Source organism: Brevibacterium sp. FME17 (genome assembly GCF_014897515.1).
GTDB lineage: Bacteria > Actinomycetota > Actinomycetes > Actinomycetales > Brevibacteriaceae > Brevibacterium.
In genome coordinates this window covers 22069-41723 of the sequence record NZ_JABUYD010000029.1, presented here as the reverse complement: position 1 = coordinate 41723, position 19655 = coordinate 22069, and the positions used below count along the sequence as shown (strand labels likewise).

15 protein-coding genes are annotated in these 19655 nt (G+C 63.2%); 7 read left to right on the top strand and 8 right to left on the bottom strand.

The features are described 5' to 3' along the window. Nucleotides 1–472, top strand: a 472-nt coding sequence (locus INT40_RS18505) for a hypothetical protein (RefSeq protein ID WP_226831643.1), incomplete at its 5' end; no start/stop codon positions are given. A gap of 114 nt (nt 473–586) precedes the next feature. On the opposite strand, the gene INT40_RS18500 is transcribed toward INT40_RS18505, so the two are convergent. Beyond that, nucleotides 587–2332 carry a DEAD/DEAH box helicase gene (locus INT40_RS18500; RefSeq protein ID WP_193096703.1) on the bottom strand — a complete coding sequence of 582 codons (1746 nt, stop codon included), beginning with the start codon at nt 2330–2332 and terminating at the stop codon, nt 587–589. A gap of 373 nt (nt 2333–2705) precedes the next feature. On the opposite strand from INT40_RS18500, the gene madL reads away from it, so the two are divergent. Both madL and madM read left to right on the top strand, forming a co-directional pair. Then, nucleotides 2706–3101, top strand: coding sequence for a malonate transporter subunit MadL (madL, locus tag INT40_RS18495; RefSeq protein WP_193072976.1), 396 nt, complete (start codon nt 2706–2708; stop codon nt 3099–3101). Beyond that, nucleotides 3101–3862 (top strand): malonate transporter subunit MadM, encoded by a 762-nt coding sequence (madM, locus tag INT40_RS18490; RefSeq protein WP_193096697.1) that lies wholly within the window; start codon nt 3101–3103, stop codon nt 3860–3862. Before madL ends, madM begins: the two co-directional genes overlap by 1 nt. Here the strand turns inward: madM and INT40_RS18485 are convergent. Then, nucleotides 3843–4886 carry an alpha/beta hydrolase fold domain-containing protein gene (locus INT40_RS18485; protein ID WP_226831641.1) on the bottom strand — a complete coding sequence of 348 codons (1044 nt, stop codon included), beginning with the start codon at nt 4884–4886 and terminating at the stop codon, nt 3843–3845. The genes madM and INT40_RS18485 overlap by 20 nt on opposite strands. Nucleotides 4887–5035: 149 nt before the next feature. Between INT40_RS18485 and INT40_RS18480 the strand changes: the two genes are divergently transcribed. Continuing rightward, complete coding sequence (locus INT40_RS18480; protein WP_193096696.1) at nt 5036–5725, top strand: peptidyl-tRNA hydrolase; 690 nt, start codon at nt 5036–5038, stop codon at nt 5723–5725. Nucleotides 5726–5732: 7 nt separating this feature from the next. On the opposite strand, the gene INT40_RS18475 is transcribed toward INT40_RS18480, so the two are convergent. Then, nucleotides 5733–5909, bottom strand: coding sequence for a hypothetical protein (locus INT40_RS18475; RefSeq protein ID WP_193096695.1), 177 nt, complete (start codon nt 5907–5909; stop codon nt 5733–5735). A 166-nt stretch (nt 5910–6075) separates the two neighbouring features. Between INT40_RS18475 and INT40_RS18470 the strand changes: the two genes are divergently transcribed. Continuing rightward, nucleotides 6076–6714, top strand: a complete 639-nt coding sequence (locus INT40_RS18470; protein WP_193096694.1) for a hypothetical protein — start codon at nt 6076–6078, stop codon at nt 6712–6714. A gap of 3 nt (nt 6715–6717) precedes the next feature. On the opposite strand, the gene INT40_RS18465 is transcribed toward INT40_RS18470, so the two are convergent. Continuing rightward, nucleotides 6718–6966, bottom strand: a complete 249-nt coding sequence (locus INT40_RS18465; protein WP_193072960.1) for a hypothetical protein — start codon at nt 6964–6966, stop codon at nt 6718–6720. On the opposite strand from INT40_RS18465, the gene INT40_RS18460 reads away from it, so the two are divergent. After that, nucleotides 6965–8497, top strand: coding sequence for a deoxyguanosinetriphosphate triphosphohydrolase family protein (locus INT40_RS18460; protein ID WP_193096693.1), 1533 nt, complete (start codon nt 6965–6967; stop codon nt 8495–8497). The two genes, INT40_RS18465 and INT40_RS18460, sit on opposite strands and share 2 nt — an antisense overlap. A 145-nt stretch (nt 8498–8642) precedes the next feature. Here the strand turns inward: INT40_RS18460 and INT40_RS18455 are convergent, their stop codons facing one another. Both INT40_RS18455 and INT40_RS18450 read right to left on the bottom strand, forming a co-directional pair. Further along, a complete protein-coding gene (locus tag INT40_RS18455; RefSeq protein ID WP_193096692.1) occupies nt 8643–10844 on the bottom strand; it encodes a choice-of-anchor G family protein in 2202 nt (733 codons plus the stop codon). A 575-nt stretch (nt 10845–11419) separates the two neighbouring features. Further along, the gene (locus INT40_RS18450) at nt 11420–14695 is read right to left on the bottom strand and encodes a choice-of-anchor G family protein (protein WP_193096691.1); all 3276 of its coding nucleotides are present in this window, start codon (nt 14693–14695) and stop codon (nt 11420–11422) included. Between the two features lie 732 nt (nt 14696–15427). Between INT40_RS18450 and INT40_RS18445 the strand changes: the two genes are divergently transcribed. Next, complete coding sequence (locus tag INT40_RS18445) at nt 15428–17023, top strand: recombinase family protein (RefSeq protein WP_068426086.1); 1596 nt, start codon at nt 15428–15430, stop codon at nt 17021–17023. 902 nt (nt 17024–17925) lie between these two features. Here INT40_RS18445 and INT40_RS21265 read toward each other — a convergent pair. Then, nucleotides 17926–18858 carry an AraC family transcriptional regulator gene (locus INT40_RS21265; RefSeq protein WP_319022023.1) on the bottom strand — a complete coding sequence of 311 codons (933 nt, stop codon included), beginning with the start codon at nt 18856–18858 and terminating at the stop codon, nt 17926–17928. 25 nt (nt 18859–18883) lie between these two features. Next, on the bottom strand, nt 18884–19642 hold the full coding sequence (istB, locus tag INT40_RS18435) for an IS21-like element helper ATPase IstB (RefSeq protein WP_209895657.1): 759 nt from the start codon (nt 19640–19642) through the stop codon (nt 18884–18886). Between the last annotated feature and the right edge of the window lie 13 nt (nt 19643–19655).

Here is a 19655-nt window from a genome sequence, read left to right as displayed (position 1 = left end):
CAGAGAACCAATTAGCTATCGCATAGCCGCTGGACTGCTAACAGGGGCCCAATCACAGGAGCTCATCGAGAATTCGCATCTGAAGTCCATTGACTACTACGAGGTTTCGGCGCGACGATTCGAAGCGGAGTCACCCGCAGAGGAAAGTGGAAACGTGTCAATCGATCTCGCGGTGAGATCAGACGAAAGCGAATTCGGAGTTCGCTTGACTGGTACCGCGGATTTCCCGCTCGGTCAGGCCACGGTCAGCGTGGCCGGTGAATACGAGGCAGAGGACGGATTCGTTGTGGACGAACGGACTGTTCGACACTTCGCCAACGAGGTTGGGGCGATGACAGTGCTGCCCTATCTGCGTGAAGGCGTGGCCACCATTACGGCGAAGGTGTTTGGCTCGCCCGTGCACCTTCCGATCATCCCTCGGGGCGAAGTCACCATCGACCTCGAGGACCCCGATAGTCGCGAATCTGACTGAACCCCGCCTGATTCACCCGAACTTCGAGTACTGCGCGCTGTCGTTACAGACGACGAACGGCCTTGCCCTATCTACTAGGGCAAGGCCGTCATCTGTTGTTCTAGAGCGAGTTACTCAGGAGTTGGATGAGTAGACCGCGCGTGAGCCCCCGGATGCCGCTTGGCCACGGTTGCGATTGCGGGTCTCAGGGCTCGTGCCCCGATTCTCTGCCGCGCGACGGTTCCCGCCGCCGGTGCGAGTGCTTTCATTGCGGCGGCTGCCACGAGTGCTCTCGGAAGAACGGCCGCCACGAGTGCTCTCGCTGCGACGTCCGCCCTGGGCGTTTTCGGAAGAGCGACCACCACGGGGGCTCTGGCCGTTGCGTGTGCTCTGACCGCCCTGGCTGCGCTGTCCGCTGCGAGTGCTCTGTCCGCCACGGGTGCCTTCTCCGCCGCGACTGCTACTCTGACCATTCGATCGTGAGCGGCCTTCCTGGCTGCGTCCGCCGCTGCCGCTGCCCGACTGGTTCGCACGACTCGACTCGCCGCTGCGGCCGCTTCTGCCACTGCGACCTCCGCGACGACGCCCGGATGAGCGCTGACCGCCCTGCGGCTGCTCCGCCTTCTGCTTCTCTGCTGCGGCCTGGATTGCGATCTGTGGATCGACGAAGTCAGCTGCTTCACCCACCAGATCGGTCACAGCGGGGGAGTCAGAGGTGACCTTCTGCGGGCTGACCTTGATGTCGGCCTTGCGCAGAAGCGTCTGAGTGTCTCGGCGCTGTTCTGGCAACATGATGGTCACGACCTCGCCCGAGCTGCCGGCACGTGCCGTACGACCGGAACGGTGCAGGTAGGCCTTGTGCTCGGTCGGAGGATCCACGTGGACGACGAGTTCAACGGAATCGACGTGCACGCCGCGGGCAGCGACGTCCGTGGCCACGAGGACCTTGACGTCACCTTCGCTGAAGGCCGCGAGGTTGCGGTCTCGTGCGCCCTGGGACAGGTTGCCGTGCAGGTCGACGGCGGGAATTCCCTGGGCGGTGAGCTGACGGGCGAAGCGCTTGGCCCGGTGCTTGGTGCGCGTGAACATGATGCGACGTCCGGTGCCGGAAGCGAGCCGGTGAACCAGCTCGTTCTTGTTGTCATCGGGGACCTCGAACACGTGGTGCGTCATGTCGGAGACATGCGAGTTGGGGTCATCGACGGAGTGGAGCACCTCATTGTGAAGGAAGCGGCGCACCAACTTGTTCACATCGTTGTCCAGGGTGGCGGAGAAGAACATGCGCTGCCCGTTGGCCGGTGTCTTCTCAAGGATGCGGGTGACGGCGGGCAGGAAGCCCAGGTCCGCCATGTGATCGGCCTCGTCGAGGACGGTGACTTCGATCTGGTCCAAGGAGACCAGGCCCTGCTGGAGCAGGTCTTCGAGTCGGCCCGGGCAGGCGACGACGATATCGACTCCTGCATTCAGGGCGACTTCCTGACGCTTCTGCTTCACGCCGCCGAAGATGGTCGTGGTAGTCATGCCGTAGACGCGAGCCAGCGGATCGACCACGTTCGTGATCTGGGTGGCGAGCTCACGTGTGGGAGCCAAGATCAGGCCTCGAGGAGAGCGACCGCGTCGCGAGGCAGATGCTTCAGGGTCGGCCAGGCGCGTGACCATGGGGATTGCGAAGGCGAGAGTCTTGCCGGAGCCGGTCTTTCCGCGGCCCAGCACGTCGCGACCAGCGAGTGTGTCCGGAAGAGTGTCTTGCTGAATGGGGAAGGCGTTGGCCTTGCCCTCTGCACGCAGGCTTTCGGCCAGAACATCGGGAACGCCGAGTTCGGTGAAAGTCACTGGTGCGGTGTCTGTATGGGTGGAGCTGGAGTTCTGTGAGGGAGCTATGGGATTGGCCCTTCGACGTGCCGGAGGACGCACTGGCACCACAGAGTGGAGACAGGAGCCGCTTCCGGTCAAGGTGGGGGAACGCCGTTTGGCGTTCTCGTTCGCCGAGAGAAAACGGCTTCAGAATCATGCGACCGGAATTCTTCACGGCTGCAGAGACGAGGCGTCCTGACGACGCAGGGAACCCAGGATTCGGGTTCGCAGGTATTACCAGGATACATGTTGTCGAGCCTACGGCCGCATCGGCGGGTTTCAAGAGCACCTGCGCACCGGTGGTTCAGCAGGTGATGTGACCCTGCTGGCCTCGTCGTATAGGCTTTGCGAGGTTTGCGGCCGGAACGGCGCGGCACCTAGTCGAAGAGTGGGGTTGAAAGTGATTATTCTGGGCGTAGCCCTGTTGTCGGGCAGCCTGCTGATCGGGACATGGATCGGCACCCTTCTGGGTGATCTGCTCGGAGTCGATGCGAATGTCGGCGGCGTCGGCATCGCCATGCTTCTGCTCATCCTGTCTACGAACCTCCTTGTTCGCAAAGGCCGGCTCAAGCCCGAGACATCCTCGGGGATCTCGTTCTGGTCGGGGATGTACATCCCCATCGTCGTGGCGATGGCTGCCACGCAGAACGTCGTCGGTGCAGTCACGGCAGGACCCGTCGCCCTCGTGGCCGGCATCGCCGCCGTGATCGCCAGCTTCGCCCTGGTGCCGGTGCTCGCCCGTGTGAAGACGCCGGGCATCGACGAGCCCGTCGAAGAGTTCGCCGAGGTGAAGTGATGGATTCCCTGCTCGCCACGCTGAAGGACAATGACCTCGTCGTTGCCTTCGCCCTTGTCGGACTTGTCATGGTCGTGGCCATCCTCATCTCCAAGGTGCTCACCCGCGGGAAGTTCCAGGCTTCTGCGATCGCCATCATCCTCGGCCTCGTCCTCGCCTACATCGGAGGTGTCGCCACCGGCGGTGAGAACGGTCTGGCCGACCTCAGTCTCTTCTCCGGGGTCGGACTCATGGGTGGCGGAATGCTCATCAACCTAGCGATTGTGGCCACCGGCTTCGGTGCCAGCTTCGATGAGATGAAGAAGTCGGGGCTGGGCGGAATCATCGCGCTTGTGCTCGGCGTTGTCCTGTCCTTCGTCATCGGTGCCGTGATCGCCTGGTTCTTCGGCTACCGCGACCCCGTTGACCTGACGACCATCGGCGCAGGCACGGCCACCTACATCGTGGGACCCGTCACCGGTGCAGCGCTTGGAGCCGGCAGCGGAGTGAGTGCCCTCAGCGTCGGTGCGGGACTGGTGAAATCGGTTCTGACCATGGTCGCCACGCCCTTCGTAGCCAAGTTCATCGGTCTGAACAATCCTCGTTCGGCCATCGTCTTCGGTGGCCTGCTCGGCACCACCAGCGGAGTCACCGCTGGTTTGGCCGCGACCGACAAGCGCCTGGTTCCTTACGGTGCCATGACCTCGACGTTCTACACCGGACTCGGCCTGCTCATGGCACCCTCGGTGCTGTTCTTCGCCGTCAAGGCTCTCGTAGGCTGAGCCGGTCGGCGGCGAATCGTGCGGCCTTAGTCAGCACGTCCGAGGTGTCGTCGAGGGTGCGGCCGAAATGCAGAAATGAATGCAGCACCTGCGAGTACTCCTCGTAGGCGACGTCATTGCCCGCTCGACGCAGTCGCGTTGCCAGGGCGCGACTGTCATCACGCAGCGGATCCAGTCCGGCCGCGACGACGAAGACCGGCGGCAGTCCTGAAAGTTCAGCGTCGAGGTGGTGGTACAGGGGTGACTTCGCGTCCTTGGCAGAAGCGAAGTACTCGGACATTATGCTGCCGAGGTCGTCGGTGCCCATGCCGTCCCAGCTGCCGCCGAAATTCCGACGGCTGGCCGAATCGGTGAGTCCGTGGCCCCCATAGAACGACATCAGTGCCTTCACAGAGGAGAAGCTTTCAGGCTCTGCCCCAATGTCCTCGGGAACATCGCGCAGCAATAGCGCTGAACCTATCGTGAGCATGGCACCTGCCGAGTCCCCGGCAATCGCGAGCCGAGTGCCATCCAACCCAAAGTCCTTGCCGTTGCGAACAAGGTGATCGATGACACCGGCACTCTCATGAATCGCCTGTGGGAACTTCACTTCGGGGGAGAGCGAATAGTCGACGCCGACAACGGCTGCCCCGCTGGAGTCGGCGAGGACGCGCAAGATTCGATCGTGGGTGTCGAGGTCACCAACGGTGAACCCGCCACCGTGGAGAAACACGATTACCGGCAGGACCGCCTCGGCGCTGGGATAGTGGATCCGAACAGGCACGTCGACTCCGGCCGCGAGAATCGTGCTGTCGACGGTGCGGGCCATCGTCGGACCACCCACGTTCCAGTGGGAACGCTCGGCTCGGTACTCCGCCCGGGACTCAATGAAGCGGGTAGGTGTTGCCGATGTGTGCGTGATCGCACGCAGGGCATCCTCCCCGGCTCGGCGGCAAGCGTCGGCGCGCGTGGCTTGGACTGCGAGCACGGCCTTCATCTGGGCAGACATCGCATCGACGATGTCCGAGGGGATCGTGGCCAGCATGGCCGCTGTAAGGTCGACGGCAGGGGTTGTACGTGAAATGGTCAGTGCCTTTCGTCGACAGAATCTCGCAGGTCCAGGCTACTCGGCGACGGCCCGGGCCGGATGGCCGTCTTGCCGGGAGGTGAGCAGACCTCGTTAGGATTGGCACCATGACCGAGCACATGCGCCGACACGATTCCGACCACGAGATTCCGTGGTCCCTGCCGATCGTGGTCCGGCGCTCGAAGACGAACATCGCCCGCCACATCGATGTCCTCGAAACCGCTGCCCGAGCCGTCGTGACCTTCCTCGACGATCCGCGTTCACAGCCTGAAGGGCAGTGGCATGAAGCAGTCGAATACTGGCGTGACGGGGCGATCCGCAAGGTCGTCCGCCGAGGTGATGGGCAGAAGCTCGAGGACGCACGAGCCATGGGGTGCGTGGACGTGACCTTTGGAGGCACGGACGATTTCGGGCCAGCCGAAGCCCTCGTTTTCCCACCCGGGCCGGTCGAACCGTTGCCGAAAGAGCTGAAGAAGCTTCAGGTGGGTGGCACCGAGTTCCCCGACGAAGGTCACACCTCGATCCCCGCCGCCGAGGCGGTCGTGACGGTCGAGCTCTCACCACTGGTGACGCTGACGACGGGGAAGGCTGCAGCTCAGTGCGGACATGGGGCACAGCTAGCCTACGAGCAGATGCCCGCTGAGGTTCGCGATCGGTGGCGAGCATCCGGTTTCAGCCTGCGCGTGGTGACTCCGACGAAGGCCGAGTGGGCAACAGCTCATCGGCCTGTGAGCGTCGTCGACGCGGGCTTCACCGAGGTGGACGGTCCCACCGAGACTGTTCGCGCCTGGTGGTGAGGGGCGGCTACTCCGCTGCTTCCTCTTTCTCGTCGTCGCAGAGGGGACGGGTCTTTGTGCCGTTTCCGAATTCGTCGAGGATGATCATGTGCTTGACCATCTCACCGGCCTCTTCATCCCAGACGTCGATGATGTCGCCCGGGTGCGTGCCGGGCTGATAGAAATCTTCGTTGACTCCAGTCACTGAACTCACCTCCTACTATGCTCATGACGCTACGCCACTGTGATGCAAGTCTCAAGGCTTTTCGGGGCGAACATCGGCCCCGGTCAGCCGCTATTATTGTCCAGGGTCGGTCGGCTGGGGGTCACTCAGCCGAGGCCCGCGGGGATGAGAGGATCGTGGTGCCCGGGTGACGTTCAAAGGCCAGATCGTCTGCATGTTCTACCCCGGGGCAATTCTCTTCATCCTCTGCGGAATGTTGCTCGACAATCTGCCCGGTCTCGCGATGGGCGTGGGCATGCTCGGAGCGTTCCTGTTCATCGCGTGGCCGATCTTCACGATCGTCGTCCACGTTCGACACGAACGCAGGCTCAAAAGGTATCTGAAGGCGCTTGAGTCCGAGGCCGTGAGCATCACCGAGGCCCGCGACCCCTTGCACACCTTCGTCGCCAGCGTCGAGAGTTTCATCCTCACCATTGGCCTGCCGGTGCTCTTCCTCGGCGGGCTCGGAATCTTCTGCCTGGTCACTGCCGATGACGACCCTGGCAAAGAGAGCTTCAAAGCCTTCGCCTGCGTCGGGTCGTTGGGCCTCCTCGGCGCCTATCTGCTCTTCCTTCTGTTCGGACGCAGCCAACGGACGCTGAGAATTGCCGGTGTGGCGCTCGCCGTCTTCGGTCTCGCCGGAGTATTCGCCGTCGCCTCGGTGCTGGGCAGCGAGGGCATCACCAATGTGGGCGACGTTGTCATGGCCGTCGCCAGCGTGGTCATGACCGTGCTGGGAATCTGGCTGGCGATCACCGGGCGAAACACCTTCAAGCGCGAGGACTGAAATTCACACGGTGGTGCGTGTTTTGTGCTCCTGTTCGAGCCAGTAGCAGAGTTCAGGCTTGGCCACGGCCAGACCGTTCGGTGCCCAGAGCACCTTCTCCTCGGTGCCGTCGTCCAGGGTGCGCTTGCCCACTCCCAGGCCCGCAGCTGCCTGACGGTCAGCTTCCTGGGTGGTGATGACCATTTCGATGAACACGTTCGTGTTCTGCTTCACCGCGTCGGGTTCGCGATTCTGTAGGCTGGGGGCCATCATGACGGAGAGATTGAAACTTCACAACGACGGTGGACGGACCCGTGACGTCGCCGAGGCGGGTCAACCTGGCGAGGACGAGTTCCGTGTCGATATCGAACGGATCCGATTCTCTCCCTTCTTCTCACGGCTGGCCGCCGTCACCCAGGTCATCCCGCAGGCCGGTTCGGGCACGGTCATCCACAACCGGCTGACCCATTCGCTCAAGGTCTCGGCCGTGGCCAGGTCGATCGCCATCAACTTGAACAACTCCGATGAGCGCACCCGTTCGCTGCTGTCCGAGTTGGGTGGGTGCGATCCGGTGGTGGTCCAGGCTGCCGCCGCAGCCCACGATCTGGGCCACCCTCCGTTCGGCCACCTCGGCGAGAAGGAACTCGACCGGGTGGCACGCACCGTGCTGCACCTGCCCGATGGGTTCGAGGGCAATGCCCAGACCTTCCGCATCCTCACCGCGCTCGACAGCTGTGATGCCACGGCACGTGGGCTCAACCTCACCCGGGCGGTCAAGGCCGCGGTGCTGAAATACCCGTGGGCGCGCAGCGACTGGACGACGCAGCAGAGACTGAGTTCAGCCGAGATGCCCCGAGGTGTCGGTGATGAAACCTCGCAGGGAGCGATGAAGTTCTCCGCGTACATGCCCGAGATCGCGGAGATGCACGATGCGCTGTCTGCGTTCCCGCGGATCGTGGCGCATCAGCAGACGCTTGAGTGTGCGGTGATGGATGTCGCCGATGACGTGGCCTACGCGGTGCATGATCTTGACGATTTCTACCGCTCCAACGTTCTTCAGTACACGAGTGTGTCGGCGGAGTTGAGCCGGTGGCTCAGCGACTGTCGCGAGCTCGGCGCACTTCACGACACGGAGTTGGATCGGCGCCGGCCAGGCCACGCTCTGGAGTCGATGTGGCGCCACATTCAGGCCAAGGACCCGTGGATTGCCGACGAGGACGCGTTCCGGCAGTCCGTCCAGCGCATCAACCGGGATCTGGTCGAGGGCTTGTTGGCTGTTCCCTATGACGGGGGACTTGAAGCTGATCGGGCTGTCACCGCCTTCACGCGCAGGTGGATCGACCGGCTCAAGGCCTCCATCGTCGTCGATTCCCAACCGCATGTGCGCAGTGGGCATGTGCGCCTGTCCGATGCCACCTGGCATGACGTGGTGGTGCTGAAGTTTGTTCATTCGAGGTTCGTTCTTGAACGCTCCGACTTGGCCGTCTACCAGCGTGGGCAGACCCGGATCATCGCATCCCTGGTCGAAGGGTTCCACGAATGGCTGCGCGATCCCGACGAGGCGACCCGGATTCCGCGGCGCCTGCTCGATTCCGTGGAGGCGGCCACACAGGAATACCAGGAGCTCTACGACAGGGACCCGGACAGCCTCGGTGAGGAAGGTGCCACCGCGATCATCCGGCTGGGACGGGCGCGTGCGGTCGTGGACTACATTGCCTCCTTCACCGATGCGCAGGCCATGTCCGTCAATGCCTTGATCACCGGTTCCTCGGACGAGCCGTGGGAGGCTGGACGCGGGCTGTAAGCACGTAAGGCTGTGTCTGCGTGAGGGCAGATGCTCTGAGGGCCGATCCCAGCTTTCAGACAGACGAAAGGCGGGGTCGGAGTTGAGGACTCCGGCCCCGCCTTTCGAGCGGTTACAACCGTTCAGACGGTCACGAGACTAGGTCTCAGAGGCCTGCACGGTGACGGCGCGTCAGGTAGATCGCGACTCCACCACCGGCGATGAGCAGAGCGGCGAGCCCACCCATTGCCATGGTGCCGTTGGCACCGGTGCGGGGCAGATCGCTGCCGTCAGCAGCAGCCGATGAGTTTGCATCGTTGCTGGCGTTGGCATCATTGTTGGCATTCGCATTGTTGGCAGCATTCGCCGAGGCGTTGGCCTCGTCGTTGTTGTCAGCAGCAGCATTGGCGTCATCCGTGGCAGCAGCGGAGTCATCCGCGTCTGCTGTGGCAGCAGCCGAGTTGTCTGCATCCGCCGTCGCCGAGGCGTTGGCATCGTTTGTTGCCGAAGCCGAATCATCTGCGTCCGCCGAAGCGTTCACATCAGTGTTGGCAGCAGCCGAGTCATCAGCATCTGCGGTGGCAGCTGCCGAGTCATCTGCGTCGGCCGTGGTCGAAGCGGAGTCGTCTGCGTCAGCCGAATCCGAATCATCGGCATCGGCGGAAGCGGAGTCATCAGCGTCTGCATCATCGGCTGGTGCCTCATCGGCATCTGTCGCGCGGACCGAGGAGGAAGCCAGGTTGATGTCAGCAAGTGCTCCTGCAGCCTGGGGAGCTGGTGCACCTGCGGCGGGTGCAGCTACTCCTGGCAGCAGTTCGAGGCTGACGGCGTTGACGGTGAAGCCGTCCTCTTCAGCGCCCTTGACGTTGCTGTCTTCGGCTGGATCGCGCTTCGTGGGCTGCTCATTGATCGTCAGGTCGACGATCTTGTTGAGGCCCTCGAAGACAGGGTCGAGACCGGAGAGGATCGGGTCGACGATGTCGGTGAGTCCGCCGGAGACCGAGTCGGCTGTGGAGTCGAGGACTCCGCCGATGATCGGTTCGGTGACAGCCAGGAGCTGCTTCAGCAACGGTTCGGTGATCGTGTTGAGCAGGGTGCCGATGTCGATTCCGGCGAGCTTGAGGTCTGTTGTGATCTTCGGGTCGCCTTCGCCGCTGCCGGCGAGCTGTCCGAGGGTCGTGTCGATGTCGACCTTGCCATCGGCTGCGGGGATACCCGCTGCTGTGGCCTTGGCCGGCAGGGAGACCTCCACACGGACGTCGTTGAGCGCGTCCTTGACGGTGTCGTTGAACTTGCCGGAGAGTGCGCCGAGGGCATCGGCAACGGCGTCGGTGATCTTTCCGATGGTCTCGGAGGTCAGCACCTGAGTGTTGGGATCGAGGCCGTTGAGGTCCTCACCGTTTTCACCCTTGACCACCTTGGCGAGGTCGATCTTGATGTCGCCGCTCTTGAGGTCGATCGAGACGATTCCAGCCTCGTCTTCGAGCTTCTTGTTGACGAGGTTCTCAACGACGCCATTGAGAGCGTCCTTGGTTTCGATGTTGACGGTGGTGTCGTCGCCGCCGAGGCTGATGTCGGCGACGCCTGCGTCGAGGTCGATGCCGGCCTTGCCCAGTTTGTCGGCGAGGCCTTCCTTGGCGATGGCATCTTCGAGAGTGCCGCCGGCTCCGTCGAAAATCTTGTTGAGGGAGTCGGAGAGTCCGCCAACTGCTGGGCTGGAGACGGTCATGACGCCATCGGCCACGACGTATTCCGAGGAGGGATCCTCGGAGCCGTTTGCCTCAGCCGTGGACGCTACTGCGCCCAGGGACAGCGAGAGCTCGTCAACGATGCTGTCGGTGACTCCGTCGAGGCCAGCCTGGCCAAGCACCTGAGTGAGGTCGACCTCGGCATTGCCAAAGTCGCCGTTGTTGACGTCGTCGACGTTGAGGGCGCCATCCTTGCCGACTGCGCCGGCACTGGCCTTGGCACTGTCAGCGGACGGCGCATTGCCGTAGGCGTTGAGCGCTCCTGCCTCGCCGAGCTTGAGGAGGCCTTCGCCGCCGGGCTGGCTGATGACTGGCAGTGAGACTCCGTCGCCCAGATCCAGATCAATGGCGTTCAGTGCTTCAGCATTGAGGGGAGTTTTGGCTTCCTTCGGGTTACTGGGGAAGCTGCTGTATGCGCCAGCGGCATCGACGAGCTGCTCGTCGAGGATGTCCGACTGGACCAGCTGGCCCAGAGCCTCAGCATCTTCGTTCGGATCCTGCTTGATGGCTGCGGCGCCGGGCGCTGTGACCATAACCGTGAGACCCAGTGCGGTGGCTGCGGCTACGCCACCGACCGCAACCTTACGTACGGGCGGCTGCCCGTTACGGAGCTTCTTCATACTTCTCCACTTCCATTTGTGAGGATCGGCCGACGGTAATTGCGTACAAGGTGCCATGATGATTTCCGGCCGAACGAACTTCACCCTACAAGATCATTGGAGAATAATGGAAAAGTAATGTGAAGTATAACGGAAATGTAACACGGGCTTCCTGACCTCGGTCGATGGTGAACAAAATGAACAAAAAGCGAACCGTCCGTGAGCCTCGGTGGCTGTGATGTCCTGTACTGGCACCGTCGTGGCCCGGCGATCCAGTGAAGTGCCTCCGCCTGGCCCTGTAGGCACAGGGGCCCCTGCATCTCAACATGCGAGAGTCAAAGTGGACGCACGAAGTCGCAGGCGCGAGGCAAAAGGGGCTGTCGCGGTTCGTAATATGAAGAAATTGTCACAAGGCGCGTGTCGGTAATTACCAGCGAGTAATGCCTGCGCGTTCAGGCTGGGAACATATCTCACCCGTTGCTATCGGTGGCGAGGACCAGTGGCAGGTCCGAGATGAATGGAAAACGGCGGGGCCGGAGCTTTCGCTCCGACCCCGCCGTTCAGACGCTCAGCTCAGTGGCTGAGTCTCCTGTGTATCAGTGCATACCTGCCGAGGCACGGTAGCGGCGAGTCGCGAAGACTGCTGCTGCGCCACCTGCGATGAGCAGCGCTGCGAAGCCGACCATGGTCAGAGCGCCGTCGGCGCCTGTCCGTGGGAGGTCTCCACCGTTGCTGCTGCCCGAGGCGTTCGTGCTCGCACCGGCACTGGCTGAGGCTGCCTGATCGGAATCCGCCGAAGCGGATGCCTTGTCAGCATCGTCGTCCGATGAAGCATTGGCTTCTGCACCATCAGCATTTGCCGATGCCGCACCTTCAGGGTCAGCGTCAGCGTTGGCTCCTGCTGCTGCCGAGGCTTCTGCTGAAGAGTCAGCATTGGCTGCGGCCGAAGCTGCTGCTGCCGGATCGGCGTCAGCGGCTGCGGTGGTGTCAGCGTTAGCAGAATCCTCATCGGTTGCATCGGCTGCGGCGGTGGCTGCCGCCTGTGCCGAAGCGTTGGTTTCCTTGGTCGCGTCGGTCGAGGCTTCCGAGGAGGCTTCTTCGTTGGCGGCGGAATTCGCGGCTGCTTCAGCGTTTTCGTCAGCTGCTGCCGATGCGGTGTTGCTTGCATCTTCGTCAGCTGCTGCCTGAGCGGCTGCCTGTGCCGATGGGTCACCATCGTCATCTGCAGAAGCAGAGGCAGAAGCGGATGCCGAGGCGTTCACATCGGCGGTCGTGTCATCGCTGGCGTCTGCGACTGTCGAGTCGTCAGCATTCGCAGCAGCCGAGGCCGATGCTTCGCTGGACGAATCTGCTGTCGCTGCAACGCTTGCGGATGCGGCCGGGTTGGCATCCGCCGCGGCCGAGTTGTCAGCGTTGGTGGAGTCCGAGTTGTCCGCGTTGGCGGCTGCGTTGGCGGCCTGCTGTGCCGAAGCGTTGGTTTCCGTGGTCGCGTCGGTCGAAGTCTCCGAGGAGGCTTCTTCGTTGGCGGCGGATTCTGCGGCTGCTTCAGCGTTTTCGTCAGCTGCTGCCGATGCGGTGTTGTTTGCATCTTCGTCAGCTGCTGCCTGAGCGGCTGCCTGTGCGACGGCATTGTTGTTGTCGTCAGCGTCGGCAGAAGCCGAGGCCGAAGCGGCAGCATTCACATTCGCATCAGCATCGTCTGCAGCTGCTGCATCTGGATCTGCTGCGGCGTCCGGGTCGGCTGCTGCGTCTGGATCTGCTGCTGCGTCCGGGTCGGCTGCTGCGTCAGGATCTGCTGCTGCATCTGGGTCTGCTGCGGCGTCAGGATCTGCCGCTGCGTCGGCACTTGCTGCTGCTTCAGCTGAAGCCTCGTTCGAGGAGTCAGCTGTCGAGGCTGCTTCAGAGGCCGCAGCTGGATCAGCATCGGCGGCAGCGGATGCTTCTGCATTCGTGTCGTCGGTGTTGTCAGCCTGTGCTGCCGCCTGTGACGCAGCTGTCGATGATGCGTTCTCATCCGACGTCGAATCAGCGGACGCTTCCGAAGACGCGTCTTCGGTCGCTGCAGCTTCTGCGGCTGCTTCAGCATTCGCCTCGGCTGCTGCCGACGTCGTCGCGGTTGCGTCGTCGTTGGCTGCGGCCTCTGAGGCGGCCTGTGCGGCTGGGTTGGAATCGTCATCTGCGTCTGCCGAGGCAGCGGCGGATGCTGCTGCATTGGTGTTCGCATCGTCGTCGCCTGGTTCTTCAGGCGCCTCGTCGGTGGCGCGGACCGAGGAAGAGGCCAGATTGATGTCGATCGCATTAGCAGCCGGGAGTAGTTCCAGGCTGACTGCGTTGACAGTGAAACCGGGACCGTTGTTGCCCTTGACCTGGCTCTCCTGAGCAGGATCCTTCAGCGTCGGCTGCTCGTTGATCGTCAGATCGACGACCTGGTTGAGCGCTCCGAATACGGGATCGAGTGTGTCCAGCAGAGGATCGACGATTCCGGTGACGGCGCCCGAGAGCTGATCTGCGGTGGAGTTGATAATTCCTCCGATAAGCGGCTTCGTGACTCCAAGCAATGAGCTAATCAAGGGCGAAGTGATTGCGTTGATAATCTGGCCCGCATCGATGGAGGTACCAAGAACCGAGATCTTGAGGTCCGTGGTGATCGTTGGCTTCGACGAATCGGAACCAGCTAGTTGACCAAGAGTCGCATCAACATTGACCTCACCATTAACCGTTTGTCCTAGCAGAGAAACGCTGGCCGGCAGTTTGATTTCAAGATGTACGTTGTCTAGAGCACCGGTCAACGTGGAGTTGATCTTTCCACTAAGTGCGCCCAACGCGTCAGCAACTGCGGTCGTGATCTTGGAAATGGTCGCCGAGGTCAGTACCTGCGTGTTCGGATCGAGACCGTTAAGGTCCTCCCCGCTTCCCCCTTCGACGATCTTGGCGAGATCAATCTTGATGTCGCCGCTAGCAAGGTCGATCGAGACGATGCCCGATTTGTCCTCGAGCTTCTCGTTGACGACGTTCTCGACAACGCTGTTGAGTGCTTCGCCGACATCGACCGAGACCTTGGTGTCGTCGCCTCCAACTTTGATAGCCGCAGCCAACAAGTCGACGTTTACGCCCACCGAAGCCAGTTTCGTCAAGAGGCCATCATCGGAGCCAATGACCTCATCGAGTGTCTTCCCCGTTCCATCGACGAGAGTGTCGAGTGCGCCGGAGATATCGCCTACAGCTGGGCTGGAGACTGTCAGAATGCCGTCGGCAACAACGTATTCGGAGTTGTCTGTTTCACCGTCGGTGTCAGCCGTCGAAGCGATCGCTCCGAGTTCGAGGCTGAGTTCATCGACGATCTGGTCGGTGATGCCGTCGAGTCCGAGCTGACCAAGCACACCTGTGAGATCAACCTTGGCATTGCCGAACTCACCGTTGTTGATGTCGTCAAGGTTGAGAGCACCGTCAGAGCCGACGGCGCCCGCACTGGCCTTGGCCTCGTTGTATGCCGGGGCATGACCGTAGGAGTTGAGGGCTCCGGCATTGCCGAGATCCAGCAGGCCGTCTCCGCCTTCTTCGCCGATCAGGGGGATTCCCAATCCGGGCAGTTCAAGGCCGAGCGTCTGCAGCAATTCGAGGTTGAGAGGCGTGGAATCCGCCTCTTCACTCGAAGGTGAGCTGCTGTATGCAGACAGCGCTTCGACGGCTTCAGCGCTGAGCAGTGAGGCGTCGATGAGCTGGCCATAGGCCTCGGCGTCTTCGTTGGGGTTCTGTTCTTCGGCAGCACCCGGTGACGTTGTCATCAGGGTGAGCCCTATCGCTGTGGCGGCAGCAACGCTGCCCACAGCTATTTTGCGACCGGTCGTGCGCCGGCCTCGGAGCATCTTCATGGTTCTCCACTCGTTCGGAACTTGAACATCCGCTGGATGGAAACAGGCAGTCTCCTGGCAGATCCCTCACAACACTACGGAGTAACGAAAAAGTAATCACGAAAGTACTAGTAAAGTTACAATCTCGTTATACTTACGGAATGGTAGCTTGTTGAGAGATCGCGGTGTTTCTGTAGTCCAGAATGTCTCCTGTCCGAGCCGACATCCAGCTTTGGGGAGATGGGCGTTCGGGGGCGGGTGCTCTTGGTGTCGCTTAAAGATCATATTGCTCCAGGTCAGACGCGCTAGGTTGCAGATGGAGTAGCTGCGGGTGATTCCCTCCTGGCAGGGATATCGGCAAGTGCTAATTCTCGTGAAAACAGAGGATCGCGGTCATTGCGTGGTAACTAAAGATGGGCAACGAAGTATTTCGATCATGTCGAACTTGTTGTGATCGACACCGGACTGCGATGCACCTCTACGAAATGCGGCCATTTCTTGACCGAGTAGGACCGCCGCCGGCTGACAGAACGCTGGTAGCCGACTGATTGCTCAGTGCGCATGGCCGAAATAGGGTCACAGTAGCCGCAACAGCAGACGAAGAGGTTGAAGTGTGAGCGTGAAGAAGCGTTTCGCCGTGATCGGCGCGGGAATCATCGGCTCCGCCGTAGCTCGTGGGCTGGTACGTAGAAACGAGGGTGCCGTGGGGTCGTAAACGTACCTACGTCTTGACAGACGAAAGAGGTACCCGCGATGACTCCCGTGACCCCGGCCCGCATGACCGCACCGACCACCAGCCCGGACACCGCCGCGCAGCGAACACGGGCGGTGCTCTACGTCCGCATCAGTGACGACCCCGAGGGGCTGGAAAAGGGTGTGGAGCGGCAGGAGGCCGACTGCCGCGCCTACGCCGAATCCCTCGGCTACGAGGTCGTCGAGGTGTTCCGTGAAAACGACACCTCGGCGTTCAAGCAGCGCACCATCACCCTGCCCACCGGGGAAAAGGTGCGGCGTGTGGTGCGGCCCCGGTTCCGTGCCCTGCTGGGATTCCTGGCCCGTGGTGGTGCGGAGGCGATGATCGCCTACGACCTCGACCGGGCCGTGCGCGACCCCCGTGACCTGGAAGACCTCATCGACGCGAAAGTGCTCTATGGGTTCCGGGTGCTCTCCACCACCGGGAGCCTGCGCCTGGACAATGACTCCGACATTGCGATGGCTCGTGTGCTGGTGGCGATGGCGAACAAATCCAGCGCCGACACCGCGAGACGTGTGGCGCGGGCATCGAAGCAGCAGGCCCTCGACGGCAAATGGCACGGCGGCCGCGCCCCCTACGGCTACCGGATGGGCGACTCGACCCTGTACGTCATCCCCGAGCACGCCGCCCTCATCCGCGAGGCCGCTGACCGGGTGCTCGCGGGCGAGAGCCTGTACCTCATCACGCGGACATGGAACGAGCGCGGCGAACGCACCGGCAACGGAGTGGAGTGGTCAGAGAAAGCCCTCGCTCAGGTGCTGCGTAACCCGGCGCTGAAAGGCGTGCGCATCTACCGTCCGATCCTGCCGGATGGTCGCTCAGCGGAGGTGCCGGAGGTCGTCACCGAGGGCAACTGGCCCGCGATCCTCGACCCCGACAGGTGGCAGGAGGTCGTGGACGTGCTCGACGCCCGCCGCGCCCGTCGCACGACGTGGCCGGGCACCGTGAAGCGCGTGCACGCGTTCTCAGGTCTGATTCGGTGCGCGAACTGCGGCACGGCGATGCGCAAACAGGGGCCGCAGTACATCTGCCTGAACTACCAGCGCTCCGTCTGCTCCCGCTCCATCAATGCCCAAGAGGTCACCACGTTGATCGAGGAAGCGGTGCTGTCGGTGTTCTCCCGGATCGCCCTGACCCCGGAGCAGATGCCGTCCCGCACCGCCGAGACGGACGGGGAACGCGAAGCGCTGGCCGAGGGATTCGAGTCTGACCGGGAGGCGCTGGAACGCGTCGATGACGACCACTACGACGGGATCATCGACCGGGCGACGTGGATGCGGCAGCGCTCCCGCCTGGTCGAGCGCATCCGTACCCGTCAAAACGACTACCAGCAGCGCCTGGCCCGCATCCCCATCGTCGACGTGAACCTCGACGTGAGCACCGTCGCCTCGGAGTGGGAGGGCCGCTCCGCGACGTGGCGGCACGAGGCCGCACGGCTGGTGCTCGATACGGTGCTCATCCACGCCCACCCCACCGGGGTGCTCGCCGTCGTGCCGAAGCGCAAGGGCGACACCCAGGAGACCTATCGGGCGCGGTTGCGGGAACACCGCAACGATCTACTCGCCCGCCGCGTCGAGTTCATCTGGCACGCCTGACATGCCCGGCGGCTTCGGGAGTCCGCACAAACCCCGCAGCCGCTCCCGTATGCGCGGATCGGCGATCACGGGCGGCAGCCCCTGCGCCTCGCGGCTACGCCGGGCCAGACGCGCCCCGAACGACTCGGAGGCATCGCCGGACGTCGGCGGTTCAGTGGTTATCGTAGTGGTGCGCTGTGGAGAAGTCATGGAGGACAGGTACGACCGCCCGACCACAACATCTAGTATCCGTTGCCGGGTTGAGGTACTATATGCAGACTTATCCACAGGGTGAGCGGCCAGCACGGGCCTCACAGCAGGGCGACCCACGGGGGTGCCGATTCGGCACCGCCGTGAACCGCAGTGGTCAACGCCTCGCGGTGCCGTCACCGTGGCGGCACAGGGAGAGGCGCGGATCGGTAAAACCCCAGGTCGCACGGTGGGGCCAAATTGCCACCACCGTCAGCAGTGGCGGCGGGGGCGGAAATTTTCCACCCCCGTTGGCCTGGGAACGGCTCCGCAAATTTTGCGGCACCGTGCGGCAGACCCCCGGGTCGCACGGGGTGCAAATTTTGCACCCCCGTCGTTGCAGGTCGCGGGCGCGATACGCCTGGTCGCACGGTGGGGGAAATTTTCTCCCGCCGTCACCAGCAGGCCCGGAGCGAACGGGGTCGCCGAATCAGCGACCCCGTTGACGGCCCACAACGCACGAAAGCCCAGGTCGCACGGTTCCGGCAAATTGCCGCCACCGTGCCCTACGCCTCGGCCGACGACACCCCTGGCAACTTGGTGCCGTCGCATCGGCGGAACCAGACGCGACCGACCCAAGGGTGACGGTGGTGCAAATTTTTCACGACCCTCACCGGCTACGAGCAGAGTACGGCAGCGGCCTCGTGCGGTCTGCCGTGGTGCGCTTCGCATGCTCATGGTCGCTGCCTGTTCTCGGGTCGTGACGGGCGGGTCTCACCAGGTAGGTGCGCACCGCTTCCCACAACGGTGCTCGGGAGCCCGTAGAGGCGGTACCGGCCCGGTGTGACACCGACGTGCCGGAGGAACATCTCCGTGGCCTGGGTGCGCGACCAGCCCACCCGATGCGCGGCAGCATCCACGGTCAGATTCTCCTCGCGCAGCAGTCGCGCCATCGCCTCGACCCGCAGGCTCGCGAGATAGGCGCGGGGCGTCTTGCCATAGGCGGTGCTGAACACGCGGACGAGTTGCTTCGGGCACAGATGCACCATCTCCGCGAGGTCGCGCAGCGGCCACCGGCGAGCGATGTTGCTGTGCAGCGCATCGCGCACCGTCAGCGCCTCGACCCTCACCGGAACCGCGAGGCGTCGATGACGCAGCGACCGGGGGCGGGCCTTGGCCGACTGCGCCAGCACCTCCGTCACAGGCATGGTCTTGATATGCGGGCGGAGCACCTCAGCGACCGAGAACCACAGCGTCTGTATCCTGGCGAACGACTCCGCCGGGCTCCTGACGTTGCTGAGTTCGACCAGTTCATCCAGCCACGGCGCGAGTTTCCCGAGCCGCTGCTTACCGAGGCGGAGCACCTGCACCGGCTCCGCGAACACCAACGCGGCGATGTCGTGGGCTTCGAGCCGATCGAGCAGCAGCCCGGCGTGCTGCCAATAGAACATCTCCACGGCGTAATCAGGATCGAGGTACACCGTCGTCACGGTCACCTGCCCCTCGGGTTCGGCACCGCACGGCACGTTCGCGCCGATCAAGAGCACATCACCGATGTTGGCCGGTCGCTGCCCTGGCTTCGCCGGCTTCGTCCGACACCGCTTGTCGGTGAGTTCTGACACCACTCGGGCCGGATCCACGCCGGGGATGTAGGTCTGCGTCGACACCACTGCTCGGGCGTACGACCTCCGGTCAGCTCGTCTGCTTCTTGGTGGCCTGGGCCAGACGATAAGAGTCGGTGCCGGTCTCCAGGATGGTGCCACCGAAGGTAAGCCGGTCGACGATGGCCGCGCACAACCGGGGGTCGGTGAATGTCTTGGTCCAGCCGCCGAAGGACTCGTTGGACGCGATCGCGACCGAGGCCTTCTCCTCACGCTCGGTGAGGACCTGGAAGAGGAGTTCCGCACCGCGGCGGTCGAGCTGCATGTAGCCGAGCTCGTCGATGCACAGCAGGTCGACTCGGCCGTAACGGGCGATGGTCTTGGCGAGGGTCATCTGGTCGGCTGCTTCGACGAGCTCGTTGGCGAGCTGGGTCGCCAGGGTGTATTTGACGCGGTAGCCGGCCATGGCGGCCTCGGTGCCAAGGGCGATCAGCAGGTGCGATTTCCCGGTGCCGGAGTCCCCGATCAGACACAGCGGCTGGCCCTTGTGGACCCATTCGCCCTTGGCAAGGGTGTGCACCACGGCGGGGTCGATGTTCGGGTTGGCGTCGAAGTCGAATGCCCGCAGGGACTTCTCCCGTGGGAACTTGGCCGCCCTGATCCGCCGCTCGGACCGGCGGCGGGCGCGGTCGTCGCACTCGGCGAGGAGCAGTTCGGCGAGGAACCCGCGGTAGGACATCTGCTCACGCCCGGCCCGGTCGGCGTACTCGGTGAAGGAGCCGCGGATGGTGGGCATCCTCAGCATCCGGCAGGCCTGGTCGATCGCGGCGTCAGCGGCTTCCTCGGTCATTCCACGGCGCTTG